Here is a 25,206-nt window from a genome sequence, read left to right as displayed (position 1 = left end):
GTCGGGCTGATCGCGATGAGGTGCCTCCGGAATCCGGGGTGTTCGCGCCGAGGAGCGCGGTACCTCCATCGTGCACCCTGCCGGGCGACGCGCTGCTCAGTCGAGGCCGGAGACCCGCAGCGTGATGTTCAGCCGCCCGTGCGCGAGCCCGGTGTCCGGCACGTCGTAGGCGGGTAGCAGCTTCGGCACCCCGTGGTGGGCGAGCCGGCTCTCGTCACCGAAGACGACCAGGTCGCCGGAGAGCAGTTCGACGTCGGTCCACGGGCGCCCGCGGTTCTCGGTGTTCCCCAGCCGGAACACGCACGCCGCCCCGATGCTGAACGACACCACGGGGTCGAGCGCCTTCTCGTCGCTGTCGCGGTGCAGGCCCATGCGGGCGCCGTCGTCGTAGTGGTTGATCAGCGCGATGTCCGGGTGGTAGTCGCGGGCCCGTTCCGGGTCGCCGTAGGCGTCGGCCAGTGCCTCGCGGCCCAGGTCGCCGAGCCACTGCGGGAACGGTGTGACCGGCGATCCGTCCTGGTCGTCGCGGGTGCGGGAGTAGCGGTAGGGGTACCAGTGCCAGCCGAGGCAGACGCTGCGCACGGTCATCCGGCCGCCGTTCGGCATGACGGCCGCCCGGATCCCCGGCCCTTCCCCCGCCCAGCCCCGGCAGGCCCGGACGAGCTCGCGCTGCCGGTCGAGGTCCAGCCAGTCCGGCACGTGCACCGCGCCCGGCGCGAGCACCCGCCGTTCCCGGGGCAGGAGAGCGGACGTCATGCTGTCCAGTGTGCCGTCGTTCCCCTCATGATCCGCGGTATCGGGTGGTCATTGCTGCGATCACGACGACGGGCGACCGATACTCGAGATCTTGCACCGCGGTCAGCGCGCGTTGTGGAAGATGATCCCCAGCACGTGCCGGCTCCCGCTGTGCACGGCGCTCACCCCGTGCCGCACCTGCACCCGGTGGAAGCCACGGGCACCGCGGGCCGGGCGGTGGCGCACCGGGAACACCACGGCCTCACCCTGCCGCGGCCGCACGACGACCGGTCGGGACTGCTGGCGCGGCCGCTGCTCCACGAACACGCTCTCGCCGCCGGTGAAGTCCTCGTCCGGACGGCTGAGCATCACCAGGAACTGCAACGGGAAGGTCAGGTCGCCGTAGACGTCCTGGTGCAGGCAGTTGTAGCCGCCGGGCCCGTAGCGGAGCACGAGCGGGGTGGGCCGGTGCTGGCCGAGCTCCGCGCACTCGGCCAGCAGCGCGTCGAGCCCGTCCGGGAACGTCCGCTCGCCCAGCCGCTCCGCCCACCGGTTCGCGATCCGCGCCAGCGGCGGGTACAGCTTTTCCCGCAACTGCTGCACGAGCGGCGGGAGCGGGTCGGCGAAGTAGCGGTAGCTCCCCTCGCCGAACGAGTGGCGCGCCATCACCACCGTGCTGCGGAAGCGCGCGTCGTCGTCGAACATCGCGGTCACCTCGGCGCACTGCGCGGGCGTCAGCAGCGGCGGGGTGGTCGCGACGCCGTCGGTGTCGAGGCGCTGCTGCAGTGCGGGCACGTCCAGGCGGTCGAGCAGGGCGGTCATGGCGTCCACTCTCGGCGCGGTCGCGTGCGCTCGCTGGCGGGAACCGGACACGGGGATGATGACCGGATGCGCCCCGGACCGCACAACGCCCTGACCGACGTCCCCGGCATCCGCGTCGGCCACGCCGCCCTCGACGGCCCCGGCGCCCTCTCGGGCACGACGGTCGTCTTGGCACCGGAGGGCGGGGCCGTTGCGGGCGTGGACGTCCGCGGAGCCGCACCCGGCACCCGCGAGACCGATCTGCTGCGACCGGACGCCACGGTGCAGCGCGTGCACGCGGTGGTGCTGAGCGGCGGCAGCGCCTACGGGCTCGCCGCCGCCACCGGGGTGATGAGCCGGCTGGAGGCTGCCGGCGTCGGGTTCCCGATGGCGGGCGGGGTGGTGCCGATCGTCCCCGGCGCCGTGGTGTTCGACCTCGGCCGCGGGGGCGACTTCGCCGCGCGGCCGGACGCGAGCACCGGCGCCGCCGCCTACGACGCGGCGGCCGACGGGCCGGTGCCGCAGGGCGTCGTCGGGGCCGGCACCGGGGCCCAGGCCGGTGGTCTCAAGGGCGGGGTCGGCACGGCCAGCGTCGTGCTCGACGACGGCTCGGTGGTCGCGGCGCTGGCCGTGGTGAACGCGGCCGGTTCGGCCGTCGACCCGGCCACCGGGCAGCTGTACGGGGTGCGCGCGGGCCTGCCGGGTGAGTTCCCGCCGGTCGAGGTGAGCGCCACCGCCCTCGACGAGTTGAGCGCCGCGCCGCGGCCGTTGCTGAACCTCGGCACGGCGACGACCCTGGCCGTCGTCGCCACGGACGTCACCCTGGACAAGGCGGGGTGCGGGCGGCTGGCGACGATGGGCCACGACGGGCTCGCCCGCGCCGTCGTGCCGGCGCACACCGCGAGCGACGGCGACGCCGTGTTCGCGCTGTCGACGGCCGCCCGCCCGGCGCCGGACGTCCCCGGGCTCGTCGCCCTGCACGCCGCCGCGGCCGACGTCGTGAGCCGGGCGATCGCGCACGGGATGCTCGCGGCGGAGACGGTGACGACGCCCGCCCGCACGTGGCGCGGCTACCGCGACGTCGTCGGCTGACCTTGCGGGCGCCGTCCGCGATCGGGTCTGATGCGCCGAGGACGGAGAGGGGGCCCCATGCGGTTCCGCGCCACGATCGAGCTCGGCGGCAAGACCGCGACCGGTTTCGAGGTGCCCGCACACGTCGTCGAGCAGCTCGGCTCCGGCAGGCGCCCCGCCGTGAGCGTGACCATCGGCGACCACACCTACCGCAGCACGGTCGCCGTGATGGGCGGGCGGTTCCTGATCCCGCTCAGCGCGGAGAACCGGGCGGCGGCGGGCGTCGCCGCCGGTGACCAGGTGGACGTCACCCTCGAGCTGGACAGCCGTCCCCGCGAGGTGGAGCTGCCCGCCGACTTCGCCGCCGCGCTGGAACGCGAACCGGCCGCCGCGGAGTTCTTCGCCGGGATCTCCTACAGCGACAAGCGGTGGCACGTCCTCTCCGTCGAGGGCGCCAAGAAGGAGGAGACCCGGCTGCGGCGGATCGAGAAGTCGGTGGCGATGCTGCGCGACGGCCGGGCCAGGTGAGGCTCAGCCGGCCGTCGCGAGGTGCCGTTCGAGCCTGCGGAGCACGTGGCTGCGCCACCCGCCGCTCATGATCGTGCGCGACAGCTGCTGGACCGGGTCGTCGGGGTCGAACCCGCGGTGCTCGAGAAACAGGCGGGTGCCGCGGCCCTCGGGGCGGAGCGTCCAGGTGACGGTCGAGTCGAGCCCGTCGGGGCGGTGGGCGTCCGCCCAGCTGTAGCGCAGCAGCTGCTCGGGGTGCACCTCGAGCACCTCGCACGCGATGAGCCCGCTGAAGCTGGTCGCCTCGATCGGCTCGGCGCGGAACGTGCAGCGGTGGCCGACGACGGGCGCGAAGTCGCCCGGCATGAACCACGCGGCGAGCAGTTCGGGATCGGTCAACGCCTGCCACACCCGGTCCGGCGGGTGGGCGAGGAACTGGTCGACGTGGATCACGGAGAGGTCGTCGTCGATCATGAGTCGCCCGCCTGCTGCGCGTCGAGGAACTCGCCGAGCCCGGCCAGCTTCCGCCGCCAGAACCGCTCGTACGGGGCGAGCCACTGCTGCAGGTCCTGCAACGGGTCCGGCTCGACGGCGTAGAGGCGCTGCCGGCCGTGCCGGGTCTCGCTGACCAGCCCCGCGTCCCGGAGGACCTTGAGGTGCTCCGAGACGCTCGGGCGCGCCATGTCGAACCGCTCGGCGATGTCCTGCACGGGGCGCGGACCCTCCAGGAGCAGGTCGAGGACGTCGCGACGCGTGGGGTTGGCCAGGGCGGCGAACACCCGGTCGGCCGGGGAGGACTTGGCGCGCTGCGGCATCGCCGCACACCCCATCATCAGCGGGAGGTCGCGGGCAAGCGGCATCACCGGGCGGACAGGACGAAGCCGTTGCCGTCCGGGTCGGCGAACGTCGCCTGCCGACCCCAGGGCAGGTCGTTCGGCCCGTCGACCGCGACCCCCGCGTCGGTGAGCGCGGCGCAGTCGGCGTCCAGGTCGTCGGTCTGGAGGATGATCCCGCGGCTGGTGCCCGGGCTCGCCCCGGGGAAGGGGCGGTGCAGCGCGATCGCGCTCGCACCCTGGCGCGGCACCACCTCCAGCCAGCGGTTGTCGCCCACCACCTGGTCGCTGCGCACCTCGAAGCCGAGCAGGTCGGCGTAGAAGGCCTTGGCCCGGTCCTGGTCGGACACGAACACCGTCAGGGTCCTGATCTGTGTGATCGCCATGCGCGGAACAATAGGTAGGAAGAAACCTACCTGTCAAGCGTAGGTTTTTTCCTACTGCTGCGACGCCCGGCTCCTGGTGGTGTACTGCCCCATGGCCAAGGAGATCTTCGTAGCGTTCGGGATCGACGTCGACGCCGTGGGCGGCTGGCTGGGCTCCTACGGCGGGGAGGACTCGCCGGGTGACATCTCCCGGGGGATCTTCGCCGGCGAGGTCGGCGTGCCCCGGATCAACCGCATGCTCGCCCGCTACGACCTGCCGTCCACGTGGTTCTGGCCCGGGCACTCGATCGAGACGTTCCCCGAGCAGTTCGACGAGATCGTCGCCGCCGGGCACGAGATCGGCGTGCACGGCTACAGCCACGAGAACCCGATCGCGATGACCCGCGAGCAGGAGTCCGACATCCTCGACCACTGCATCGAGCTCATCACGCAGCGATCGGGCCGCCGTCCCACCGGCTACGTCGCACCGTGGTGGGAGTTCTCCCGCGTCACCAACGAGCTGCTGGTCGAGCGGGGGATCACCTACGACCACTCGCTGATGCACCGCGACTTCGAGCCGTACTACGTGCGGGTCGGCGACTCGTGGACGCCGATCGACTACGACCGGCCCGCCCGCGAATGGATGAAGCCGTTGGTGCGCGGCGAGGAGACCGACCTCGTCGAGATCCCGGCGAGCTGGTACCTCGACGACCTGCCGCCGATGATGTTCATCAAGTCCAGCCCGAACAGCCACGGCTTCGTCAACCCGCGCCACATCGAGGAGATGTGGCGCGACCAGTTCGACTGGGTGTACCGCGAGAGCGACTACGCCGTCTTCACCTTCACGATCCACCCCGACGTCTCCGGGCGGCCGCAGGTGCTGCTGATGCTGGAGCGGCTGATCGAGCACATCTCCGGGCACGACGGCGTGCGCTGGTCGACGTTCGACGCGATCGCGCAGGACTTCCTGCAGCGCCGTCCGCGCTGATGTGCGGGGCGTGCGGTGGGCCCCCGCCGGACCCGGCCGGTGCGCTCGTGGCCGGGCCGCGCCGGCGGGCCGCGGTGGCCCGGGCGGTGGCGTCGGTGTGCCCGGGGCTCACGGTGCGCGCGGTCCCTGGCGCCTGGACGGTGGCGACCCGCACCGGTCGGACGACCGTGTGCCGGACGCTCGCCGCCCTCGTCGCGACGGCCGCGCGAGCAGGGGAGACGGAGGCGACGGAGGTGCTCGCCGCCGTGCGGGGGACCGCGGGCGACGCCGTTCCGCAGCCGCCATAGGGCTCGCGCACCGACTTCCTCGCTGACACACCGACCGCAGTCGGTGCGTGGGCGCGGCAATCGGTGTGCGCGGGGCGGGCGGCCGCGAGTGGCGATGAGCCGACGCCGACCCGGCTCGCGTTTGCGCCATGCCCGTTGGCACACCGATTTCATAGCTCACACACCGACTGCAGTCGGTGTGGCAGCACCACGATCGGTGTGTGAGCGCCTCGCGGCGGTGGCTCAGCCTCCGGCGAAGGGCGGCAGCACGTCCACGGTGGCGCCTGCGGGTACCGCCGTCGCGCGGTCGCGCACCGCGACCTCGTCGAGCAGGAAGCTGCAGCGGTCGAGCACGCGGGCGAGCTCGGCGCCGTGCCGGGCGCGGGCGGCGGCGAGCACGTCGTCGACGGTGGCGCCGTCCGGCAGAGCCAGTGGTTCGGTCTCGACGCCGGCGGCGGCCCGGGCGGCGGCGAAGTAGCGGATCGTCACGGTGGCGGTGCTGGTCGTCACGTCAGCCTCCGATCGCGCTCATCGGGCGGTCCGGCTGCAGGAAGCCCGGGTCGTCGATGCCGTGGCCGGCGAGCTTGCCCCACATGGCGTGGCGCCAGGTGTCGGCGATCTCCGCGTCGGACGAGCCGCCGCGCAGCATCGCGCGCAGGTCGGTCTCCGTGCGCGCGAACAGGCAGGAGCGGACCTGGCCGTCGGCCGTGAGGCGGGTGCGGTCGCACGCGCCGCAGAACGGACGCGTGACGGAGGCGATCACGCCGACCGCGGCCGGCCCGCCGTCGACCAGCCAGCGCTCGGCCGGGGCGCCGCCGCGTTCGGCGGGGTCCGGGGTGAGCGCGAAGCTCTCGCGCAGCTTCTCCATCACCTCACCCGCGGTGATCATCTCCGAGCGTTCCCAGCCGTGCTGCGCGTCGAGCGGCATCTGCTCGATGAAGCGCAGCTCGTAGCCGTGGTCGAGGGCGAACCGCAGGAGCGGGACGGCCTCGTCGTCGTTCACGCCGCGCAGCAGCACGCTGTTGATCTTCACGGGTCCCAGACCCGCGGCCCGGGCTGCGGCGAGCCCGTCCAGGACGTCGGAGAGCCGGTCGCGGCGGGTGATCGTGGCGAAGCGCTCCTGCTGGAGCGTGTCCATGGAGACGTTGAGCCGGTTGACGCCTGCCGCGGCCAGTGCCTCGGCGCGGCGGGCGAGCCCGATCCCGTTGGTGGTGAGCGAGATGTCGGGGCGGGGCTCCAGCGCGGCGGAGGCGGCGATCAACCCCTCCAGGCCGCGTCGCAGCAGCGGCTCGCCGCCGGTGAAGCGCAGCTCCTCCACGCCGAGGTCGCGCACCGCGATCGTGATCAGCCGGATCAGCTCGTCGTCGGTGAGCTGCTCATCGCGCGGCATCCAGTCCAGGCCCTCCGCGGGCATGCAGTAGGAGCAGCGCAGGTTGCAGCGGTCGGTGAGGGAGATCCTCAGGTCGGTGGCGACCCGTCCGAAGGAGTCGACGAGCCGCGGGTCGGCGGGGCGGGCCGGGTCGCGGGGGGCCGCCCGTCGCACTGCCGGGAGACCGAGCTCGGTTGCCGTCACGACACGAGCGTAACCGGCAGGAACGGTCTTGAACGGATCTTGCGCAAGCGCCGCACAGGCGCTCCGCAGCTGCGTCTGCAAACGCTGGATCGACCCGCAGATGCCGCTGCGGCGCCTGGCTGATCGGCGAGTTGCGTGGCCTGCTCCACTGTGGCCATGGACGCGCAGCGCGCAGCGGCGGACGTCGGGCTCGACGGCAGGGTCTTCGTGGGCGTCAGCAACTCGGCCGACGGTGACGTGGGTGGTGAGACGCGGTTCGCCTACCACCAGGACGGTGCCGTGGTGTGGGCGGAGTACGCGGGCGGTGCCGTGGCCCGTGGCTACCTCGTCGGCACGCGCTCGGGCGCCGAGCTGACCTTCCGCTACGTCCACCTCGACCGCGACGGCGCGACGGCGAGCGGCCGCTGCACCTCGCGGGTGGTGGTGCTGCCCGACGGGCGGCTCGAGCTGCACGAGGAGTGGGCGTGGGAGTCCCGGCCCGGCGCGGGCCGCAGCGTGGTCGCGGAGACCCGGGACGCGCCGCCGCCCCGGTCGGCCCCGAACCCGCTCTGAGCGGCCGCCCGACGCGCTGCACGCCCTGTCTGAACGCGAGACTCGCGCTGTCAGGACGGGAGACTCGCGCTGCTGAAACGGGAGGCTCGCGCTGTCAGGACGGGAGACTCGCGTTGGGGCTCGCGGGTGGGTCAGTCGTGGCGCCCCAGTTCCTGGCGGGCGACCGTGCGCAGGTGGACCTCGTCGGGGCCGTCGGCGAGCCGCAGGGCGCGCGCCCAGACGTAGAAGTAGGCCAACGGCGTGTCGTCGCTCATGCCGGCGCCGCCGTGGACCTGCAGGGCTCGGTCGATCACGGCGCACGCCATGCGGGGGCAGATGACCTTGATCGCGGCGATCTCGCTGGCGGCGCCCTTCGCCCCGTGGTTGTCGATGAGCCACGCCGTCTTGAGGACCAGCAGCCGCGCCTGCTCCACCTCGATCCGCGACTGGGCGATCTGCTCGCGCACGACGCCCTGCTCGGCGAGCGGGCGTCCGAACGCGGTGCGGGCCTTGGCGCGGCGGACCATGAGGTCGATGGCGCGTTCAGCCATCCCGATCAGGCGCATGCAGTGGTGGATGCGGCCGGGGCCGAGCCGGGCCTGGGCGATGGCGAAACCGCCGCCCTCCTCGCCCAGCAGGTTCGCCGCCGGCACGCGCACGTCGTGGAACCGCAGCTCGGAATGCCCGTGCTGGTCCTGGTAGCCGAACGTCGGCAGGTGTCTCCTGATCTCCAGGCCCGGGGTGTCGCGGGGCACGAGCACCATCGACTGCTGCCGGTGCGTCGCCGCGTCCGGGTCGGTCTTGCCCATGACGATGAAGATCTTGCAGCGGGGGTCGGCGCTGCCGGAGATCCACCACTTGCGCCCCGAGATCACGTACTCGTCGCCCTCGCGGCGGATCCGGGTCTGCACGTTCGTGGCGTCGGACGAGGCGACGTCCGGCTCGGTCATCGCGAACCCGGACCGGATCTGCCCCTCGAGCAGCGGTTCGAGCCACTCCTGCTTCTGCTCGGGCGTGCCGAACAGGTGCAGGGTCTCCATGTTGCCGGTGTCGGGGGCCTGGCAGTTGATCGCCTCGGGCGCGATCACGGGCGACCAGCCGGACACCTCGGCCACCGGCGCGTACTCGAGGTTGGACAGGCCGGACGCGCTCGGCAGGAACAGGTTCCACAGGCCACGGGCGCGGGCCTTCGTCTTCAGCTCCTCGACCACCGGGGGGAGGTCCCACTCCTGCGGGGTGCCGCGCCGCTCGGCGCGGAACGCGTCGTACGTCGCCTCGGCGGGGAGCACCTCCTCGTCGAGGAAGGCGCGCATGCGCGCGGTGTGGTCGGCAGCTGCGGCGCTGGGTGCGAAGTCCACGGCTGCACCCAACCACAGGACGGGGTGCCGCTGGTCGTAGTCGCATCCGCGGAACTATTGTCTCGATCGTGCCGCAGTTCAGGATCGCCGAGGCCGCTCGGCTACTCGGAGTCAGTGACGACACCGTGCGCCGCTGGGTCGACGCCGGGGCGCTGCCCGTGCAGGTCGACGCGTCCAACCGCAAGGTCGTCGACGGTGCGGCGCTCGCCGCGTTCGCGCGGGAGCACGCGAACGCGGCCCCCGACCCGTCCGACGTGCAGCGCTCGGCGCGCAACCGGCTGGTCGGGCTCGTCACGGCAGTCGTCACGGACCGGGTGATGGCGCAGGTCGAACTGCAGTGCGGCCCGCACCGGATCGTCTCGTTGATGTCGAGCGAGGCGGTGCGGGAGATGGGCCTCGAGCCCGGCGCGCTCGCCGTGGCCGTGATCAAGTCGACCACCGTGGTGGTCGAGACGCCGGGGGTGGGCTCGTGAGGACGAAGGTGTCGGCTGCGGCGGCCGCGGTGCTGGTCGTGGCCGGGTGCGGGAGCGGGGCGGGCGACGGGGGGTCGGCCGCCCCGCCGGAGGAGCGGACGCTCACCGTGTTCGCGGCCGCCTCGCTCACCGAGGCGTTCGGCCGGTTGGAGCCGCAGTTCGAGCAGGCCCGGCCCGGCGTCGACGTCGTGTCCAACTTCGGTGCCTCCTCCGACCTGGCCCAGCAGATCGTCAACGGCGGGCCCGCCGACGTGTTCGCCGCCGCCAACACCTCGACGATGCAGACGGTCGTGGACGCCGGTCTCGTCGACGGGGAGCCGGCCGTGTTCGCCACCAACGTCCTGGAGATCGTCACCCCGCCCGGCAACCCGGCCGGCGTCACGTCCTTCGCCGACCTGGCCCGTCCCGACCTGCAGGTCGTCGTCTGCGCGCCGCAGGTGCCCTGCGGGTCGGCCACGGAGCGCATCGAGCAGGCCACGGGCGTGACGCTCAGCCCGGTGAGCGAGGAGCCGGACGTCAAGTCCACCCTCGCGAAGGTCACCAGCGGCAATGCCGACGCGGGGCTGGTCTACGCCACCGACGTCGCCGCCGCGGGCGACGACGTGCAGGGGATCGAGTTCCCCGAGGCGGCGCAGGCGGTCAACGACTACCCGATCGCCGTGATCGCCGACGCGCCGTCGGCCGACCTGGCGCGGGAGTTCCAGGAGTTCGTGGCGGGCGCCGACGGGCGCGCGGCACTGGGAGCGGCAGGCTTCGGTAGCCCGTGACGCGCCCGGCCACGCGCGCCACCGACGACCACGACACCGGCGTCGGGCTACCGCGCCTGCTGTGGGTGCCGGCGGCGGTGGCCTTCGCGCTGATCGCCCTGCCGGTGGTCGGGCTCGCGCTGCGCGCCGACTGGCCGCGGATGCCCGCGCTCCTGCTCAGCGAGTCCGCGCTCGACGCGCTGCGGCTCTCCCTGCTGACGGCCGCGATCTCGACGCTGCTGTGCGTCGCGTTCGGCGGCCCGCTCGCCGTCGTGCTCGCCAGGGGGCGGGTCCGGGGGCTGCGCCTGCTGCGGTCGGTCGTGCTGCTGCCGCTGGTGCTGCCCCCTGTCGTCGGCGGGCTCGCGCTGCTGTTCCTGCTCGGGCGCACCGGGCTGGTCGGGCGCGGACTCGACCTCGCCTTCGGGATCACGATCCCCTTCACCACCGCGTCGGTGGTCCTCGCGCAGACGTTCGTCGCGCTGCCGTTCCTCGTGGTGAGCCTGGAGGGCGCGCTCCGCACCGCGGGGCGGCGGTACGAGGCCGTGGCGGCCACGCTCGGCGCGGCGCCGTGGCTGGCGTTCCGCCGCGTGACCGTGCCGCTGGTGCTGCCGGGGCTGGCCTCGGGCGCGGTGCTGGCGTTCGCCCGCTGCCTCGGCGAGTTCGGCGCGACGATCGCGTTCGCGGGCAGCCTGCAGGGCACCACGCGCACGCTGCCGCTGCTGGTCTACCTGGAGCGCGAGACCGACGTGGACGCCGCCGTCGCGCTGTCGCTCCTGCTGGTCGTGGTGGCGGTCGTCGTCATCGGGGTCGCCCGCCCGCGCACCCTGGAGGGGGGCCGGTGACGGCGCTGGACGCGCACGTCGTCGTACGGCGCGCGGGGGGCGGGAAGGGCACGGGGGGCGGGCCCGGAGGGCAGGGGGGCGGGGAAGACACGGCGTTCACCCTCGACGTGGCGTTGCAGGCCGCGCCGGGCGAGGTGCTGGCGGTGCTCGGGCCGAACGGCGCCGGCAAGTCCACGCTGCTGGGCGTGCTCGCCGGGCTGCTGCGACCCGACGCCGGGCACGTCCGCCTCGGGGAGACCACGGTGGCCGCGCCGGGCGTGCACGTGCCGCCGCACCGGCGCGGTGTCGGCCTGCTCGCGCAGCAGGCGCTGCTGTTCCCGCACCTCACGGCGCTGGGCAACGTCGCGTTCGGGCCGCGGGCGCACGGGGTGCCGCGCCGGGAGGCCGAGGAGAGGGCGCGTGCGCTGCTCGCCGCCGTCGACGCCGGGGAGCTGGCCGACCGCCGTCCGGCGCGGATGTCGGGCGGCCAGCAGCAGCGGGTGGCGCTGGCCCGCGCGCTCGCCCCGGAGCCGGACCTGCTCCTGCTCGACGAGCCGCTCGCCGCGCTGGACGTCGACGCCACCCCGGCGATGCGCTCGCTGCTGCGCCGCGTGGTGCGAGCGGCCGGGCAGACCGCGGTGCTGGTGACGCACTCGGCGCTGGACGCGCTGGTGCTCTCCGACCGGGTGGTGGTGCTCACCGACGGCCGGGTGGTGGAGCAGGGGCCGACGCGCGAGGTGCTGGCCCGCCCGCGCAGCGCGTTCACGGCGCGGATCGCCGGTCTGGACCTCGTGCCCGGCACCGCCCGCGCCGACGGCCTGCGCACCGCAGACGGGATCGTCGTCACCGGCCGGGACGGCGGCGCGGCGGACGGGGAGCCCGCGGTGGCCGTGTTCCCGCCGTCGGCGGTCGCGGTGTTCGCCGAGCGGCCGCACGGCAGCCCGCGCAACGTGCTGCCGGTGCTGCTGGCCGCGATCGAGCCGCACGGCGACGTGGTGCGGCTGCGCGCCGCCCCGGTCCCGGACGGGCCGGCGTGGGTGGACGGCCTGGCCGCCGACGTCACGCCGGCCGCGGTGGCCGACCTCGGCGCTGAGCCGGGCGCTCGGCTGTGGTTCGCGGTGAAGGCCACCGAGGTGGCGATCCACCCGGTCGGGGATCAGACGGGCCGAGGCTGATCGGAGCGTGTTGCCCAAGCTCCCCACCTGACGAACGGCACTCTCGTCGGTACCTAGCCGACGAAAGTGCCGTTCGTCATGCGGATCCTGTTCCGGAGCCCCTGAATCAGTCGCGCGCGACCGGGCCGATCGGCGACGGCGCGCGCGACCCTGTCGAGGCCGCGTTCGAGGTCGGCCGCGTGCGTGCCGCGCCACAGCAGGTGCCCGTCCGGCCGGACGAGCAGGGCGTGCGGGTGCTGCCACGCCGGGTCCGTGACCGGCGTGGTGGATCCCGGCAGCCTGCGGTCCAGGACGGCCACCAGCGGCTCGGGCGCCGTGCCCCCGCTCAGCAGGACCCAGGCCGGGCCCAGCTCCCCGGTGAGGGTGCTCCGCGTCCCGTCGGGCCGGACCACCGGCCGGTCCCGGACCCGGTCCCCTGGCCGCGGCTTCGCCCCACGGCCGCCGAGCGGGCCGCGGCGGTAGCTCAGCCCCAGCTGGGACGCCGCGCGGGTCGCCTGCCGCTGCACGGCGGGCAGGTCCAGGTACCGCACCAGGACGTGGTCGCGCACCCAGCGGGCCACGGCCCCCTCGGCCACCAGCGCCCGGGTGTTCGTCGTCGTGCGCCGCAGGACGTCGGCGGCCGCCGGGCGGCGCTCGGCCGCGTAGGTGTCGAGGAGACCGTCGGCCGCGAGGCCCCGCACGACGAGCGCGAGCTTCCACGCGAGGTTCTCGGCGTCGCCGATCCCGGTGTTGAGGCCCTGCCCGCCGAAGGGGGAGTGGATGTGGGCGGCGTCGCCTGCGAGCAGCACGCGACCGCTGCGGTAGTCGTCCGCCAGCCGGCGGTGGATGCGGAAGACCGACGTCCAGACCGCGTCCCGGACGCGCGCCCCGGTGATCCCGGCCCGCTCCGGGAGGAGCTCCTCGAAGCGGCGGACGACCGCGGGGGCGTCGAGGTGCCTGCCGTCGTCGGGCACGTTCGCCATGAGCCGCCACAGGTTCCCGGCGGGGTCCCGCATCGGCATCGCCATCAGGATCCCGTCGCGGTGGTACCAGCCCGCGGAGTGCTCGCGGTCGGCGATGCCGTCCGCGTGCACGTCGGCGAGCAGGAACCGCTCCACCACGGGCACGCCGGGGAACGCGATCCCGGCCAGGGTCCGGACCCGGCTGTGCGCCCCGTCGCACCCGACGAGCCACGCCGCCCGCACCCGGTCGCCGCCGGAGAGCCCGACGGCCACCCCGTCGGTGTCCTGCGCGAGCTCCCCGACGCCGTGCCCCCACTCCACCTCGACGCCCAGCTCGGCGAGGCGGTCGCGGAGCCGCTGCTCGATCGCCGCCTGCGACACGAACAGCGCCTGGACGGCCTCCCGCTCGTCCGGGGCGAACGTCAGGGTCGTGAGCAGCCGGCCACGCACGTGCATGCGGATCCCCATCGGCGCCACCGCCTGCTCCCGCAGGTCGCCGAGGGCGTCCAGCCGGGTCAGCACCTGGACCCCGCGGGCGTGCAGGATGTTCGCCCGCGACGTGCGGGCCGGCCCGTCGGCGCGGTCCACCACCCGCACCCGGACGCCGGCGGCCGCGAGCCCGCAGGCCAGCGCCAGCCCGGTGGGGCCGGCCCCTGCCACGACCACGTGGGTGGGGTTCGGGCTCACGTCAGCACCACCCCGGGGATGTCGGCCGCCTGCTCGGCCGGGCCCGCGCCCCACCGCACCCGCAGGCCGTCCGCGGACCTGCGCGCGTCGGTCACGGCCGCGGCGCAGCGGCCGGCGCGGGCAGCACCAGGTCGGCGAACGCGGCCACCGCCGCGTCGGCCTGTGCGAACTCGCCCGTGACCAGGGCGTCGTGCAGCAACCCCCGGGCCACCGCGAGGCTGATCCGGGCCCGGACGGGGGCCTCCTCGGGCGGCACTCCCGCCTGCCGCATGAGGTCGGTGAGCGGCGCGAGCCACGGCTCGACCAAGGTCTCGCGCCGCTGCACGGCGTGCGGCCGGCTCTGCATCGCGTGCGCCGACAACTCGTAGAACAGCGGGCCGTACCGGCGGGCCGCCGCGGAGACGGTGGCCCAGAACCGCAGGACGACCTCGCGCGGTGCGGTGCCCGGCTGCGCCGTGAGCTCCGCCAGCGCCTCCCGTTGGGCCGCCTCCACGGCGGCAACCACCTCGGTGAGTAGCCCGTCGCGGGAGCCGAAGTGGTAGATCAGCATGCGGTGGCTCGTCCCGATCGACGTGGCGATCGACCGGAGGCTGCGGTCCCCGACCCCGTGCTCGGCGAAGTGCTCGAGGGCGGCGTGCAGCAGCTGCTCCCGGCCGGACGACTTCATGTACCAAATGGTACGGCCGTGGCGTGGTCATCCTGCCTCGACGTCCGTCCGTGCGGCGCTCACGCTCGTCGCCTCCCGCGTTGTACCATTTGGTACGGCCGTTGTACCAGATGGTTCACGTGGGTAGGGGTGGGCGATGGAGCTGTTCGTCGAAAGGGACGTCCGGGCGAGTGCCGAGCGGGTGTGGGCGGTGCTCGCCGATCCCGAGTCGTGGCCGCGCTGGACCGAGTCGATGCGCGAGGTCCGGCTCCTCGACGGCGACCTCGGGCTCGGGAGCCGGGTGCGGATCGTCCAGCCGAAGCTCCTCCCGATGGAGTGGACGGTCACCGAGGTCGTGCCCGGAGCGGTGCTGACGTGGATCGCGGCGGGCCCCGGGCTGCGCACGACCGGCACGCACTCGGTCCGGTCGCGGCCCGACGGGACGGCCCGGTTGCGGCTCGGGCTCACCCATCGGGGCCTGCTCGCGCCCGTCGTGGCCGGGCTGTACGGCCGGCGCAGCCGCCGGTACGTGGAGCTCGAGGCAGACGGCCTCCGGGCGGCCGCCGAAGCGGCCTGACGACCGCGCCGCCCGGGGGAACGACACGTCCACACGGGCTACCCCGGCCCGCTCCGATCGGAAACGGTCCGTCACCCCATCGATCACATGTGTCACTCCAGCCCCTATCGTGTCTCTGTTCCCACCGGTCCATGATCCGTAGCGTCGCCGACCGTGACGCGGTTCCTCCTGCGCGCCGTCCCGGTGGTGGTCGCGCTGCACCTGGTCGTCGTGCTCGCCGTGCCCGGGAGCGCCGCGGCCGCGGTGGACGCGGCCGCGAGCTACGTCGTCCACGCGCGCACCGCGGCGGACGCGACGGCGGCGGCGGCCGAGCTCGGCGTGCAGCCGACGGCGACCTACGGCCACGCGTTCGCCGGCTTCGCCGCGCGGCTCACCGCGAGCCAGGTCGACCGGCTGCGGACGCGCGACGGGGTGCTCGGCGTCGAGGAGGACCGCCGGTTCACCCCGCTGGACCCGAACCGGCGCCATGACCTGACCGAGGGGACCCAGCCGGATCCGCAGAACTGGGGCCTCGACCGCATCGACCAGCGCGACCTCCCGCTCGACGGCAGCTACACGACCACCGCGACCGGCGACGGCGTGACCGTCTTCGTGCTCGACACCGGCGTCGACCCCTCGCACCCGCAGTTCGAGGGGCGCGCGCAGCTCGTGCTCAACACCGTCGACGACGTCGACCACGACTGCGACGGGCACGGCACGGTGGTCGCCGGCATCGCCGGCGCCCGCGACTTCGGCGTGGCGAAGGACGCGCAGATCCGGTCGGTCAAGGTCCTCGACTGCACCGGGGCGGGCACGTTGTCGTCGCTGCTGAGCGGGATCGACCACGTCGCGACCCACCGGCAGGGCCCGTCGGTCGCGGTGATGTCGTGGAGCTACGGGCCGTCCGAGGTGCTGCTCTCGGCAGTGGCGGGGCTCGTCGAGCAGGGCGTGTTCGTGGCCTCGTCGGCGGGCAACTCCGGCGCGGACGACTGCTCGGCGGCCCCGCGCGCGATCTCCGGGGTGCTGGTCGTCGCCAACTCGACGATCGAGGACGAGCGCGCCGACAGCTCGTCCACCGGCGGCTGCGTGGACCTCTACGCGCCCGGCACGAGCATCGTGTCGACGGTGCCGGGCGGCGGGACGGCCTCGTACACGGGGACGTCGATGGCCGCTCCGCACGCCGTGGGCGTGGCCGCGCTCTACAAGCAGACGTTCGGCGACGCCCCGAGCGGCGTGATCGCCCGGTGGATCGTCGAGCACGCGACGCCGGGCATCGTCGAGGGCGGCGACACCGGCGGCACCCCCAACCTCCTGCTCAACACCGGTGGGCTGTAGTCCGAGCCGGGCGAACGGGGGATCGGGCCGCTTCGAGGACCTCGAATCCGGCGTACGGCACCAGGGCTACGGACGGACCGGGGTCAGGGTTCGTCGAAGGTGATCGTGAGCGACGACCTGTACGCATCCGGGTGCCTGTCGGTGTGCTGATCAACCGAGCCGCGAGACTCTGTCGTGTACACGTCGACCGCGCTGTACTCGCAACCGTCCTGGCCCGGCTGCCTCCAGCTGAACGTGACGCGCTGGCCTGCTTCCAGGCCTCGCCAGCCCGTCTGGTCCCGAATGACAGAGAAATGCGCGAAGACGAGCCCGTCGAGCGCGTCGGACTCGAGCACTCCCCACCCGTCCTCGGGGTACCAGTGATGCACGCGTCCGGTGACGATGTTGTCGTGGTCGGACATGGTCATCCTCTGGGATCGTCTTGTAGCTGCGCCAGCGTAGCGCAGAGTCGGGGCGACTTCTTCCGGTAGTCGAATCGGAATCGAAGGACGGCTTGCCCGGTCGTCCGTCAACGTTTACCGCAAACTCGCACCAGCCGTACAGAGCATAGTCGATATTGATCGAGTGACCTCTCACGGTCGAGTGCCAGCTGTAGTCCGTCGACACGACGTGTCGGTCGTGGTACGACAACTGCATGTGCCCCGCCTGGCATGTCATGGGACTCGTCGCGATCGCGCGAACCTGTGGGCTCATGCGGAAGGACCAGGCCATCGGTAGGTCTGTTCCTGACCAGGTCACCTGCCCATTGAGCGTGCCGTTCCGATCCGTCAGCTCGTAGTACGGCTCGGATGCCGTGAAGATCATTCGTCCATGGATTTCCCCTGCTTGCGGGATCGGACTCGTTCCGGTGGCCGACGGTAGAAGCAGTGTGGAGATCATGATGGTCATGACGAGTGCGGCGCGAAGCAATCGGCGTCGTGTCTGAGCTCTCAAGGGATGGGAGCGTGGTGGAGCGGGCTCGATTCAGGTCCAGAATGAAGAGGATTCACACGATTGGCCGCAGCTGAAGCTGGGGGCTTCAGGTGCTGATCTCTGCACAGCTCAGGGGTTCGGCCTACAGGGGTGCCGCGATGGCATCCCCACCGTCGGCCTGTCGAGCCGCTGCTTCGGATCAGTCAGTCGTCCGGATCGCAAAGCTCCGCCGTCCGCAGCGCATCAGGCCGGCTCGAGCACCTCGAAGCCGGTGTAGGGCACCAGGGCCTCGGGGAGGCGGACCGAACCGTCGGCCTGCTGCCCCTGCTCCAGCACCGCGACGAGGGTGCGTCCGATCGGCAGTCCCGACCCGTTGAGGGTGGCCGCGAAGCCGCGCCTGCCGTCCTTGGCCTTCGTGCGGATCCCGGCGCGGCGGGCCTGGAACGTGCCGAAGTCGGACACCGAGCTGATCTCCCGGTAGGCGTCCTGGCCGGGCAGCCACACCTCGATGTCGTAGGTGAACTCCGCCGAGAACCCGATGTCGCCCGCCGCCAGCTTCACCACGCGGTAGGCGAGCCCGAGGCCCTGCATCGCGGCCTCGGCGTGGGAGAGCAGCATCTCCAGCTCCTCGCGCGAGCGCTCCGCGTCGACGATGCGCACGAGCTCGACTTTCGAGAACTCGTGCAGCCGGATCAGGCCGCGGGTGTCGCGGCCGTACGAGCCGGCCTCCGAGCGGAAGCACTGCGTGTGCGCGGTGTAGGCCAGCGGGAGCGCCTCCAGCTCGAGCGTCTCCTTGGCGTGCAGGTTGGTGAGCGGCACCTCGGCGGTGGGGATGAGGAACAGCTCCCGGTCGGCGACGCCGGTCTTGAACAGGTCCTGTTCGAACTTCGGCAGCTGCCCCGTTCCCGTCATGGCGACGCGGTTGACGAGCGTGGGCACCGAGAACTCCGTGTAGCCGTGCGCGCCCGTCTGCAGGTCGAGCAGGTAGCGCGCGATGGCCCGCTCCAGGGCGGCGCCCTTCCCGCGCAGGACCGCGAACCGCGGGCCGGCGAGCTTGGTGGCACGCGGCAGGTCGAGGATGCCGAGCTTCTCGCCGAGGTCGACGTGGTCGAGCGGGGTGAAGTCGAACCGCGGCGGCTCGCCCCAGGTGCGGACGTGCTCGGCGTCCTCGTCGCTCGCGCCGTCGGGCAGCTCGTCGGCGGGGAGGTTGGGGATGCCGAGCAGGAGGTCCTGCAGCTCGGCCTCGGCGGCGCGGTGCTCCTCCTCGGCGGCCGCGACCACGCCCTTGAGCTCGCGGGCGCGCGCGACGAGCCCCTCGCGCTCCTCGGGCGCGGCGCCCTTCACCGAGGTGGCGACGCGCTTCGACTCGGCCCGCGCCTCGTCACCGCGCTGGATCGCGGAGTTGCGGGTGCTCAGCAGCTTCTCGAGGGACGCGACGTCCAGCGCGTAGCCCCGCCGGGCGAGCTTGCGGACGGCGTCGGTGGCTGGGTCGAGAAGCACCCGCGGATCGTGCATCGTCCGAGGGTATCGGCCGCGCGCGATCGGGTTTCCGGGCCCGCCCTCCCCATCCGGAGGTGGCGGGCGCGCACCGATCGTCGCAGGATGAGCGGCACCTGCCGCCGGTGATGTCGAAAGGACCCCGCGCCGTGTCCGCTGCCGCGCCCCTCGTTCCCTCTTACGCCTCGGGGACGTCCGACGTCCCGCTGCTCGGCGACACCATCGGCGACAACTTCGACCGCGTCGCCGCCGCGCAGCCCGACGCGGAGGCCCTCGTCGAGGTGCCGACCGGTCGGCGCTGGACCTACGGGACGCTGCGCGAGGACGTCGACACCGTCGCGCTCGGGCTACTCGCCGCCGGCCTGGGCAAGGGCGACCGCATCGGCATCTGGGCGCCGAACGTGGCCGAGTGGACGCTGGTGCAGTACGCCACGGCGAAGATCGGCGCGATCCTCGTCAACATCAACCCGGCGTACCGGACCCACGAGCTGGAGTTCGTGCTCAACCAGGCCGGCATCTCGGTGCTGGTGGCGGCCACGAGCTTCAAGACGTCGGACTACGCGGGCATGATCGAGCAGGTCCGCCCGCGGTGCGAGGCGCTGCGCACGGTGATCCTGATCGGCACGCCCGACTGGGACGAGATGGTGGCCGCGGGCCGGCAGGGCGACCGCGCCGAGCTCGCGCGGCTGCAGGCGCAGCTCAGCCCGGACGACCCGATCAACATCCAGTACACGTCGGGCACCACGGGCTTCCCGAAGGGCGCGACCCTGTCGCACCACAACATCCTCAACAACGGCTACTTCGTGGGCCGCCTCTGCGGCTACACGCCCGACGACCGCGTCTGCATCCCGGTGCCCTTCTACCACTGCTTCGGCATGGTCATGGGCAATCTCGGCTGTACGACGAACGGCGCCACGATGGTCATCCCCGGCCCCGGGTTCGACCCGAAGGCCACGCTCACGGCCGTCGCGCAGGAGCGGTGCACGTCGCTGTACGGCGTGCCGACGATGTTCATCGCGGAGCTGAACGACCCGGAGTTCGACAGCTACGGCCTGTCCTCGCTGCGCACCGGGATCATGGCCGGCTCGCCGTGCCCGGTGGAGGTGATGAAGCAGGTCGTCGACCGGATGGGCATGACGGAGGTGACGATCTGCTACGGCATGACCGAGACGTCGCCGGTGTCCACGCAGACCCGCGCGGACGACTCGCTGGAGCGGCGCGTGTCGACCGTCGGGCGCGTGCACCCGCACGTCGAAGTCAAGATCGTCGACCCTGACACCGGGCTGACCCTGCCCCGCGGCGAGCCCGGCGAGCTGTGCACCCGGGGCTACTCGGTGATGCTCGGCTACTGGGACGAGCCGGAGAAGACGGCGGAGGCGATCGACCGGGCCCGCTGGATGCACACCGGCGACCTCGGCGTGATGGACGGCGACGGCTACGTCAACATCACCGGGCGGATCAAGGACATGGTGATCCGCGGTGGCGAGAACATCTACCCGCGGGAGATCGAGGAGTTCCTCTACACCCACCCCGACATCCTCGACGCGCAGGTCATCGGCGTGCCCGACGCCCGCTACGGCGAGGAGCTGTGCGCCTGGGTGACCCTGCGCGAGGGCGCGCCCGAGCTCACCGCCGAGGGGGTGCGCGAGTTCGCCACCGGCAAGCTGGCGCACTACAAGATCCCGCGCTACGTGCTGGTCGTCGAGGAGTTCCCGATGACGGTGACGGGCAAGGTGCGCAAGGTGGAGATGCGCGAGAAGAGCGTGGAACTGCTCGACCTGGGCGACGCGGCGGCGATGCGCAACGCCTGACCAGGCGTCTCCTCGTGCGTCAACCCGGGGTGGTGACCCCTCCGATCCCCAGTGCCGTGACGGTTTCCGCCACCCATCCCGGACTGATGGCGTTGAGGCCCCAGCGGGGCACCGGCGCGCACCGCTCCTGTGATCGAACCGAACAGCACATCGCAGTCGCTGCGACAGCAGCGATGCGCCGTGCGGACCGATCACCTGCGAGTGCACCCCGTGCAGCGGCCGTCGGGGCCGACGCCTGAGGCGTGGACCGTTCCGGGCTTACACTGTTACCGCCGTTGCGGTGGGGGAGCCCGGTTCCCCGGGAGGACGGGAGCCGATGAGCCTTCGCCAGTTCGAGTACGCGCTGGCCGTCGCCGCGGAGGGCTCGGTGACGGCGGCTGCGGAGCGGCTGCACGTCGCCCAGCCGTCGATGTCCCAGCAGATCCGCAACCTGGAGCGGGAGCTCGGCGTCACGCTGTTCACCCGCACGCCGACCGGACTGGTGCCCACCGCGACCGGCCGCGCCTTCCTGCGGGAGGCGGAGGTCGCGGTGCACGCGGCGCGGCGGGCGCGGGCGACGGCCCGCGCCGGTGCCGACGACCTGGTGGGCGAGCTGGTGGTCGCGGCGCAGATGGGCTTCGGCACCCGGCAGCTGCCGGGCGCGCTGAGCGCGCTGCGCCGCCGCTTCCCGCGGGTGGAGATCACCGTCTACGAGGAACCGAGCTCCGCCGAGCTGGAGCGGCTGTGCCGCCGGGGCGTGGTGGACCTCGCCCTGATGGCGAAGTGCGAACGGAGCCCTGCCGACGCCCACCACCTCGGCGACGAGGAGTTCGTCGCGGTGCTGGGCGCAGGGCACCCGCAGCTCGCCGCGGACCGGGTCGAGCTGCACGCCCTGGAGGCAGAGTCGTGGGTCCGGTTCGACCGCGACAGCGCGCTCGACGGCGTGCTGCTGAGCGTGCTCCGGGACGACGCCCCGACCACCGCCGCGCGGGTGTCCCAGACCGCGACGGCCGTGCGCTGGGCCGCCGACGGGCTGGGCGTGGCGCTCGTCCCGGCCTCCGCGGTGCCCCACGGCTACGAGCACCTCGTGCGCCCGGTGCGCCCGGTCGTGTCCCAGCCCGTCATCGCCGTGGTCCGCCACCACGCGGGCCCTGCCGAGACGGCGCTGCTCGAACTCCTGCGTCAGGAGATCTGGTACGACGCCGCCCCGATCTCGCTGGTGTCCTGACCCGCGCCTACCCGGCGAACCGCACGATGACGTTGCCGCGGTGCGCACCGGCGAGGAGCTCGTCCTGGGCGGCGACGGCGCGCTGGAGGGGACCCTCGAGGAGGGTGCGCGCGAACCTGATCCGGCCTTCGGCGTACCACCGGGCGTAGTGGGTGTTCCAGGCCTCGATCTGCTCGGGCGTGTGCCGGGTGCTGAAGGGCCGGATCCGCACCTCGCGAGCGATCGCGGTCATGAGGTCCAGGCGCGGGTGCCCGCCGTCGCCGCCGCCGATCTGCCCGGCGAGGGTGCCGCACAGGGCGAAGCGGGCACGGGGCGCAGCGTGCCGCAGCGCCGCCTCGAACTGGGATCCGCCGATGGTGTCGAAGAAGGCGGTGATGCCGCCCGGGGCGAGCGCGGTGAGCCGCTCGTCGAGGTCGTCGCTCCGGTGGTCGATGGCGGCGTCGAGGCCGAGCTCGTCGACGAGGTAGCGGCACTTCTCCGGGCCGCCGGCGATGCCGATGACGGTCGCGGCGCCCCGCGCCTTGGCGATCTGCGCGGCCATCGACCCGACGCCGCCGGCCGCGCCGCTGACGAGTACGACGTCGCCCTCGCCCACCTCCGCGATGTCCACGATGCCGTGGTAGGCGGGCACGCCCTGGTTGAGCAGGTACTCCGGGCCGGGGAAGACGCCGTCGGGCACGGGGAACGCCTCGCCCCGCCCGAGGACGCTCTCCTCGCGCCAGCCCGACATGTGCAGCACGACGGTTCCCACCGGCATGTCGCCGGCGCGTGACTCGACGACCGTGCCGATCGCGGGGCCGGAGATCGGCTCGCCCACCCGGAAGACGGGCACCGGGATCTGGCTGGTCGCGAACATCAGGTCACCGCTCGCCGCGATCACCTGTTGGAACAGGTTCCGCACCCGGACCTGGCCTGCGTCCGGCTCCTGCGGGGGAAGCGTGACCACCTCGAGCACCTCGCTGGGCGGCTGGGTCAGGTCTGTGCGGTGCGCGCGCAGGACGACGGCGGATGGTTCGTGGACGGTCATGCGAGGCCTTTCAGAGCTGGGTGCGACCGCCGTCGACGGTGAACTCCGCACCGGTGGTGTACGTGGCGTCGAAAGCGAGGAATGCGGCTGCCCGGGCGAACTCGTCGACGGTGCCGAAACGCTGCATGGGATTCGCCGCGACCACCTGCGACGCGAACTGCGCGGCGGCCTCACCGGTCATCATCTTCTCCAGGATCCCGGTGTCGATGGGGCCGGGGCTGATCGCGTTGACCCGGATCCCGCGCGGGAGCAGCTCGCGGGCGAGGCTGCGGGCCATCGAACGCAGCGCCGCCTTGCCCGCCGCGTAGACGCTGGTGTCCAGCATGCCGATGGCGTTCGCGGCCGAGGTGGTGAGGACGACCCCTGCGCCCGTGCCCAGCAGCGGGGCGAGCTCCTGCACGGTGAAGAAGGCGCCCTTGACGTTGATCGCGAACATCTCGTCGAACACCTCCTCGGTGGTCGACCCGAAGGGCGTGGCGCCGGCGATGCCGGCGTTGACGAACAGGGCGTCGAGCGTGCCGAGCTCGTCCTCCACCCGCTCGGCCAGCGCGCCCAGGTCCGCCACCGACGCGACATCGCCGCGGACGGCGACCGCGTTCGCGCCGAGGTCCCGCGCGGCGTCGACCGTGCCCTGCGAACGGCCGGTGATCACCACCCGGGCACCGCCGTCCACCAGCAGCTTCGCCAACGCGAACCCCATGCCGGCGCCGCCGCCGGTGATCACCACGTTCTTGTCGCGGTACGCACCCATGTTCTCGTCAGCCCCTCGGGTACTCGCCGCCGTCGACGCCGAGGACCTTTCCGGTCACCCAGCCCGACCGGTCGGACACGAGGAACAGCACCGCCTGGGCGATGTCGTCGGGCCGGCCGTCGCGTCCCAGCGGCGGGGTGCCGACCGCGCCCGGCCCGGCGTCCAGGCTCTCCCAGTGCTCCCGCGTCGCCTCGCCACCGGGGGTGGCGGTCCGCCCGGGGCTCACGGTGTTGACGCGGACCCCGGACGGGGCCAGCTCGGCGGCCAGTCCCCGGCTGTAGCTCTCCAGCGCCACCTTCGCGGCCTGGTAGTGCAGGAACGGCGGTGCCGGGGGAACGACCGCGGCCGTGGACACGTGCACGATCGCCCCGGAACGCCGGTCCCGCATGTCCGGTGCCAGCAGGGCGTCCAGCCGCACCGACGCCAGGAGGTTCAGGTCCAGCGCGTCCTGCCACTCCTCGTCGGGGATGCCCAGGCCGGTCCGGTGCGGCCGCGCCCCACCCGCGTTGTGGACCAGGACGTCCACGCCGCCGAGCGCCTCGCGGGCGGCGGCCGCGAGCGCCCCCACGCCGGCCGTGGTCCGGACGTCGGCCTCCACGAAGGCGGCCCCCTCCGGTGGCGTGCTCGTCGCCGACCGGGCGGTCGTGAGCACCTCGGCGCCCGCGTCCAGGAGGTGGCGGACGACGGCCGCCCCGATCCCGCGCGTACCGCCCGTCACGAGAGCCCGCCTTCCCGCGAGTTCCCGCGTTCCCGATCCGTTCTCGACCGTGGTCATTCCCTCAGTCCTTTCGATTGCGCCGCCTCCGATCGCCGGGCGGCGGATCGACGGGGCCCGCGGAAATCCCTCCGGGATCGCGGTGAACGCCTCGCCGAGCTGTTTCACGGTAGGTCCGGAAAAGGGCGGGAGGCAAAGACGCAGATTCAGCAGGGGGCATAGGGGCTTCCTATGGCGGGCCGGCGGACCCCGACGGCCGCCGCGCGGGCGGCGGTCCTCGGCGCAGTGCCCCGCCGTGAACGGGTGGGCAGCGGAGCGCTCTCCGACTAGGGTGGTGGGCACGCGTCCCGGTGTCGCGCCGACCAAGCGGCGGCCAGGCATCCGGGGCGCGTTCGTCATGCGGTCCACCGTGGCGCCGCGGGACGTCGGATCGATCGAGGAACGGGTGAGCAGGGTGCCGACCGGCAGGGTCAAGTGGTACGACGCCGACAAGGGCTTCGGGTTCCTCGCTCAGGACGGCGGCGAGGACGTCTACGTCCGCAAGGCCGCGCTGCCGACCGGGGTGGAGGCGTTGAAGGCGGGTCAGCGCGTCGAGTTCGGGATGGCGGAGGGCAGGCGCGGCCCGCAGGCGCTGTCGGTGCGCCTCGTCGACAAGCCGCCGTCGGTCGTCGAGTCCACCCGTCGCCCGGCCGAGGACCTGCACAGCCTCATCGAGGACATGATCCGCGTCCTCGAGACCCGCGTGCAGCCCGACCTGCGCCGCGGCCGCTACCCCGACCGCAAGACCTGCAAGCTGGCCGCCGACGTCGTGCGCGCGGTCGGACGTGACCTGGACGGCTGAGCGGAGCTTGCGGAGCGAACGTCGGCGCTGAGCGGAG

At 73.4% G+C, this 25,206-nt stretch carries 29 protein-coding genes; 14 read left to right on the top strand and 15 right to left on the bottom strand.

The genetic code is table 11. From position 1 onward, the window contains the following. Positions 1–96: 96 nt before the first annotated feature. Together FB558_RS12130 and FB558_RS12125 are read right to left on the bottom strand one after the other, a co-directional pair. Positions 97–756: an alpha-ketoglutarate-dependent dioxygenase AlkB family protein gene (locus FB558_RS12130; RefSeq protein WP_142051845.1), complete on the bottom strand. Its 660-nt coding sequence runs from the start codon at positions 754–756 to the stop codon at positions 97–99. 102 nt (positions 757–858) lie between these two features. Next, positions 859–1,557, bottom strand: a complete 699-nt coding sequence (locus tag FB558_RS12125; protein ID WP_142051842.1) for a 2OG-Fe(II) oxygenase — start codon at positions 1,555–1,557, stop codon at positions 859–861. Positions 1,558–1,623: 66 nt separating this feature from the next. Here FB558_RS12125 and FB558_RS12120 point away from each other — a divergent pair, with 66 nt between their 5' ends. Beyond that, positions 1,624–2,628 (top strand): P1 family peptidase, encoded by a 1,005-nt coding sequence (locus tag FB558_RS12120; RefSeq protein WP_142051839.1) that lies wholly within the window; start codon positions 1,624–1,626, stop codon positions 2,626–2,628. 57 nt (positions 2,629–2,685) lie between these two features. Further along, positions 2,686–3,135, top strand: coding sequence for a YdeI/OmpD-associated family protein (locus FB558_RS12115; RefSeq protein ID WP_142051836.1), 450 nt, complete (start codon positions 2,686–2,688; stop codon positions 3,133–3,135). Positions 3,136–3,138: 3 nt separating this feature from the next. Here the strand turns inward: FB558_RS12115 and FB558_RS12110 are convergent, their stop codons facing one another. From FB558_RS12110 to FB558_RS12100, 3 genes are read right to left on the bottom strand one after another with little or no spacing between them, the layout of a single operon-like run. Then, positions 3,139–3,588: an SRPBCC family protein gene (locus tag FB558_RS12110; RefSeq protein WP_142051833.1), complete on the bottom strand. Its 450-nt coding sequence runs from the start codon at positions 3,586–3,588 to the stop codon at positions 3,139–3,141. After that, entirely contained in the window at positions 3,585–3,974 is a 390-nt protein-coding gene (locus tag FB558_RS12105) for an ArsR/SmtB family transcription factor (protein WP_425468021.1), read from the bottom strand. Before FB558_RS12105 ends, FB558_RS12110 begins: the two co-directional genes overlap by 4 nt. Next, positions 3,974–4,333 carry a VOC family protein gene (locus FB558_RS12100; RefSeq protein ID WP_142051831.1) on the bottom strand — a complete coding sequence of 120 codons (360 nt, stop codon included), beginning with the start codon at positions 4,331–4,333 and terminating at the stop codon, positions 3,974–3,976. Before FB558_RS12100 ends, FB558_RS12105 begins: the two co-directional genes overlap by 1 nt. 91 nt (positions 4,334–4,424) lie before the next feature. On the opposite strand from FB558_RS12100, the gene FB558_RS12095 reads away from it, so the two are divergent. Next, entirely contained in the window at positions 4,425–5,300 is an 876-nt protein-coding gene (locus FB558_RS12095) for a polysaccharide deacetylase family protein (protein ID WP_142051828.1), read from the top strand. A gap of 47 nt (positions 5,301–5,347) precedes the next feature. Next, complete coding sequence (locus FB558_RS12090; RefSeq protein ID WP_142051825.1) at positions 5,348–5,587, top strand: hypothetical protein; 240 nt, start codon at positions 5,348–5,350, stop codon at positions 5,585–5,587. A 222-nt stretch (positions 5,588–5,809) separates the two neighbouring features. Here FB558_RS12090 and FB558_RS12085 read toward each other — a convergent pair whose 3' ends face one another. Beyond that, on the bottom strand, positions 5,810–6,076 hold the full coding sequence (locus FB558_RS12085; protein WP_142051822.1) for a MoaD/ThiS family protein: 267 nt from the start codon (positions 6,074–6,076) through the stop codon (positions 5,810–5,812). Position 6,077: 1 nt separating this feature from the next. Next, positions 6,078–7,139, bottom strand: coding sequence for a GTP 3',8-cyclase MoaA (moaA, locus tag FB558_RS12080; RefSeq protein WP_142051819.1), 1,062 nt, complete (start codon positions 7,137–7,139; stop codon positions 6,078–6,080). Positions 7,140–7,295: 156 nt separating this feature from the next. On the opposite strand from moaA, the gene FB558_RS12075 reads away from it, so the two are divergent. Next, positions 7,296–7,691 carry an avidin-fold protein gene (locus FB558_RS12075; protein ID WP_142051816.1) on the top strand — a complete coding sequence of 132 codons (396 nt, stop codon included), beginning with the start codon at positions 7,296–7,298 and terminating at the stop codon, positions 7,689–7,691. 131 nt (positions 7,692–7,822) lie between these two features. On the opposite strand, the gene FB558_RS12070 is transcribed toward FB558_RS12075, so the two are convergent. Further along, on the bottom strand, positions 7,823–9,028 hold the full coding sequence (locus FB558_RS12070) for an acyl-CoA dehydrogenase family protein (RefSeq protein ID WP_142051813.1): 1,206 nt from the start codon (positions 9,026–9,028) through the stop codon (positions 7,823–7,825). Between the two features lie 68 nt (positions 9,029–9,096). On the opposite strand from FB558_RS12070, the gene FB558_RS12065 reads away from it, so the two are divergent. The 4 genes from FB558_RS12065 to FB558_RS12050 all read left to right on the top strand — a co-directional run bounded on the left by FB558_RS12065 (position 9,097) and on the right by FB558_RS12050 (position 12,243). Further along, the gene (locus tag FB558_RS12065) at positions 9,097–9,501 is read left to right on the top strand and encodes a TOBE domain-containing protein (RefSeq protein WP_142051810.1); all 405 of its coding nucleotides are present in this window, start codon (positions 9,097–9,099) and stop codon (positions 9,499–9,501) included. Further along, positions 9,498–10,268 (top strand): molybdate ABC transporter substrate-binding protein, encoded by a 771-nt coding sequence (gene modA, locus FB558_RS12060; RefSeq protein WP_246106380.1) that lies wholly within the window; start codon positions 9,498–9,500, stop codon positions 10,266–10,268. The genes FB558_RS12065 and modA overlap by 4 nt, the downstream gene beginning before the upstream one ends. After that, complete coding sequence (locus FB558_RS12055) at positions 10,265–11,089, top strand: ABC transporter permease (protein WP_246106379.1); 825 nt, start codon at positions 10,265–10,267, stop codon at positions 11,087–11,089. The genes modA and FB558_RS12055 overlap by 4 nt, the downstream gene beginning before the upstream one ends. Before the next feature lie 107 nt (positions 11,090–11,196). Continuing rightward, positions 11,197–12,243, top strand: coding sequence for a sulfate/molybdate ABC transporter ATP-binding protein (locus FB558_RS12050; protein WP_142054050.1), 1,047 nt, complete (start codon positions 11,197–11,199; stop codon positions 12,241–12,243). Between the two features lie 53 nt (positions 12,244–12,296). Here the strand turns inward: FB558_RS12050 and FB558_RS12045 are convergent, their stop codons facing one another. After that, positions 12,297–13,871 (bottom strand): FAD-dependent monooxygenase, encoded by a 1,575-nt coding sequence (locus FB558_RS12045; protein WP_142051807.1) that lies wholly within the window; start codon positions 13,869–13,871, stop codon positions 12,297–12,299. A gap of 91 nt (positions 13,872–13,962) precedes the next feature. After that, complete coding sequence (locus tag FB558_RS12040) at positions 13,963–14,538, bottom strand: TetR/AcrR family transcriptional regulator (RefSeq protein ID WP_142051804.1); 576 nt, start codon at positions 14,536–14,538, stop codon at positions 13,963–13,965. A gap of 136 nt (positions 14,539–14,674) precedes the next feature. On the opposite strand from FB558_RS12040, the gene FB558_RS12035 reads away from it, so the two are divergent. Further along, a complete protein-coding gene (locus tag FB558_RS12035; RefSeq protein WP_142051801.1) occupies positions 14,675–15,094 on the top strand; it encodes an SRPBCC family protein in 420 nt (139 codons plus the stop codon). 153 nt (positions 15,095–15,247) lie between these two features. Further along, positions 15,248–16,408, top strand: coding sequence for a S8 family peptidase (locus FB558_RS12030; protein WP_142051799.1), 1,161 nt, complete (start codon positions 15,248–15,250; stop codon positions 16,406–16,408). Positions 16,409–16,491: 83 nt separating this feature from the next. On the opposite strand, the gene FB558_RS12025 is transcribed toward FB558_RS12030, so the two are convergent. Next, complete coding sequence (locus FB558_RS12025) at positions 16,492–16,809, bottom strand: cold-shock protein (RefSeq protein WP_211366318.1); 318 nt, start codon at positions 16,807–16,809, stop codon at positions 16,492–16,494. A gap of 754 nt (positions 16,810–17,563) precedes the next feature. Beyond that, a complete protein-coding gene (serS, locus tag FB558_RS12020; RefSeq protein WP_142051793.1) occupies positions 17,564–18,835 on the bottom strand; it encodes a serine--tRNA ligase in 1,272 nt (423 codons plus the stop codon). 131 nt (positions 18,836–18,966) lie between these two features. Here serS and FB558_RS12015 point away from each other — a divergent pair, with 131 nt between their 5' ends. Both FB558_RS12015 and FB558_RS12010 read left to right on the top strand, forming a co-directional pair. Then, positions 18,967–20,628, top strand: coding sequence for an AMP-binding protein (locus FB558_RS12015; RefSeq protein WP_211366315.1), 1,662 nt, complete (start codon positions 18,967–18,969; stop codon positions 20,626–20,628). A gap of 316 nt (positions 20,629–20,944) precedes the next feature. Next, a complete protein-coding gene (locus FB558_RS12010; protein WP_142051787.1) occupies positions 20,945–21,835 on the top strand; it encodes a LysR family transcriptional regulator in 891 nt (296 codons plus the stop codon). 7 nt (positions 21,836–21,842) lie between these two features. Here FB558_RS12010 and FB558_RS12005 read toward each other — a convergent pair whose 3' ends face one another. Genes FB558_RS12005 through FB558_RS11995 form a run of 3 tightly spaced genes read right to left on the bottom strand, consistent with a single transcriptional unit; the run spans position 21,843 to position 24,388 of the window. Continuing rightward, complete coding sequence (locus FB558_RS12005; protein ID WP_142051785.1) at positions 21,843–22,862, bottom strand: MDR family NADP-dependent oxidoreductase; 1,020 nt, start codon at positions 22,860–22,862, stop codon at positions 21,843–21,845. A 10-nt stretch (positions 22,863–22,872) separates the two neighbouring features. Next, positions 22,873–23,613 (bottom strand): SDR family oxidoreductase, encoded by a 741-nt coding sequence (locus FB558_RS12000; RefSeq protein WP_142051783.1) that lies wholly within the window; start codon positions 23,611–23,613, stop codon positions 22,873–22,875. A gap of 7 nt (positions 23,614–23,620) precedes the next feature. Next, positions 23,621–24,388, bottom strand: coding sequence for an oxidoreductase (locus FB558_RS11995; protein ID WP_142051781.1), 768 nt, complete (start codon positions 24,386–24,388; stop codon positions 23,621–23,623). A 394-nt stretch (positions 24,389–24,782) separates the two neighbouring features. On the opposite strand from FB558_RS11995, the gene FB558_RS11990 reads away from it, so the two are divergent. Continuing rightward, complete coding sequence (locus FB558_RS11990; RefSeq protein ID WP_142054046.1) at positions 24,783–25,169, top strand: cold-shock protein; 387 nt, start codon at positions 24,783–24,785, stop codon at positions 25,167–25,169. Positions 25,170–25,206 lie beyond the last annotated feature (37 nt).

It is taken from the genome of Pseudonocardia kunmingensis, assembly GCF_006716445.1.
Classification (GTDB): domain Bacteria; phylum Actinomycetota; class Actinomycetes; order Mycobacteriales; family Pseudonocardiaceae; genus Pseudonocardia; species Pseudonocardia kunmingensis.
Note: the sequence above shows the minus strand (reverse complement) of the source record. Positions and strands in the feature narration are given on the sequence as shown.

What these genes read in the sequence shown, in the direction of transcription:
- FB558_RS12130 (WP_142051845.1), bottom strand. Translation starts at nt 756, where the DNA reads ATGACGTCCGCTCTCCTGCCCCGGGAACGGCGGGTGCTCGCGCCGGGC.
- FB558_RS12125 (WP_142051842.1), bottom strand. Translation starts at nt 1,557, where the DNA reads ATGACCGCCCTGCTCGACCGCCTGGACGTGCCCGCACTGCAGCAGCGC.
- FB558_RS12120 (WP_142051839.1), top strand. Translation starts at nt 1,624, where the DNA reads ATGCGCCCCGGACCGCACAACGCCCTGACCGACGTCCCCGGCATCCGC.
- FB558_RS12115 (WP_142051836.1), top strand. Translation starts at nt 2,686, where the DNA reads ATGCGGTTCCGCGCCACGATCGAGCTCGGCGGCAAGACCGCGACCGGT.
- FB558_RS12110 (WP_142051833.1), bottom strand. Translation starts at nt 3,588, where the DNA reads ATGATCGACGACGACCTCTCCGTGATCCACGTCGACCAGTTCCTCGCC.
- FB558_RS12105 (WP_425468021.1), bottom strand. Translation starts at nt 3,974, where the DNA reads ATGCCGCTTGCCCGCGACCTCCCGCTGATGATGGGGTGTGCGGCGATG.
- FB558_RS12100 (WP_142051831.1), bottom strand. Translation starts at nt 4,333, where the DNA reads ATGGCGATCACACAGATCAGGACCCTGACGGTGTTCGTGTCCGACCAG.
- FB558_RS12095 (WP_142051828.1), top strand. Translation starts at nt 4,425, where the DNA reads ATGGCCAAGGAGATCTTCGTAGCGTTCGGGATCGACGTCGACGCCGTG.
- FB558_RS12075 (WP_142051816.1), top strand. Translation starts at nt 7,296, where the DNA reads ATGGACGCGCAGCGCGCAGCGGCGGACGTCGGGCTCGACGGCAGGGTC.
- FB558_RS12040 (WP_142051804.1), bottom strand. Translation starts at nt 14,538, where the DNA reads ATGAAGTCGTCCGGCCGGGAGCAGCTGCTGCACGCCGCCCTCGAGCAC.
- FB558_RS12035 (WP_142051801.1), top strand. Translation starts at nt 14,675, where the DNA reads ATGGAGCTGTTCGTCGAAAGGGACGTCCGGGCGAGTGCCGAGCGGGTG.
- FB558_RS12025 (WP_211366318.1), bottom strand. Translation starts at nt 16,809, where the DNA reads ATGTCCGACCACGACAACATCGTCACCGGACGCGTGCATCACTGGTAC.
- serS (WP_142051793.1), bottom strand. Translation starts at nt 18,835, where the DNA reads ATGCACGATCCGCGGGTGCTTCTCGACCCAGCCACCGACGCCGTCCGC.
- FB558_RS12010 (WP_142051787.1), top strand. Translation starts at nt 20,945, where the DNA reads ATGAGCCTTCGCCAGTTCGAGTACGCGCTGGCCGTCGCCGCGGAGGGC.
- FB558_RS12005 (WP_142051785.1), bottom strand. Translation starts at nt 22,862, where the DNA reads ATGACCGTCCACGAACCATCCGCCGTCGTCCTGCGCGCGCACCGCACA.
- FB558_RS12000 (WP_142051783.1), bottom strand. Translation starts at nt 23,613, where the DNA reads ATGGGTGCGTACCGCGACAAGAACGTGGTGATCACCGGCGGCGGCGCC.
- FB558_RS11995 (WP_142051781.1), bottom strand. Translation starts at nt 24,388, where the DNA reads ATGACCACGGTCGAGAACGGATCGGGAACGCGGGAACTCGCGGGAAGG.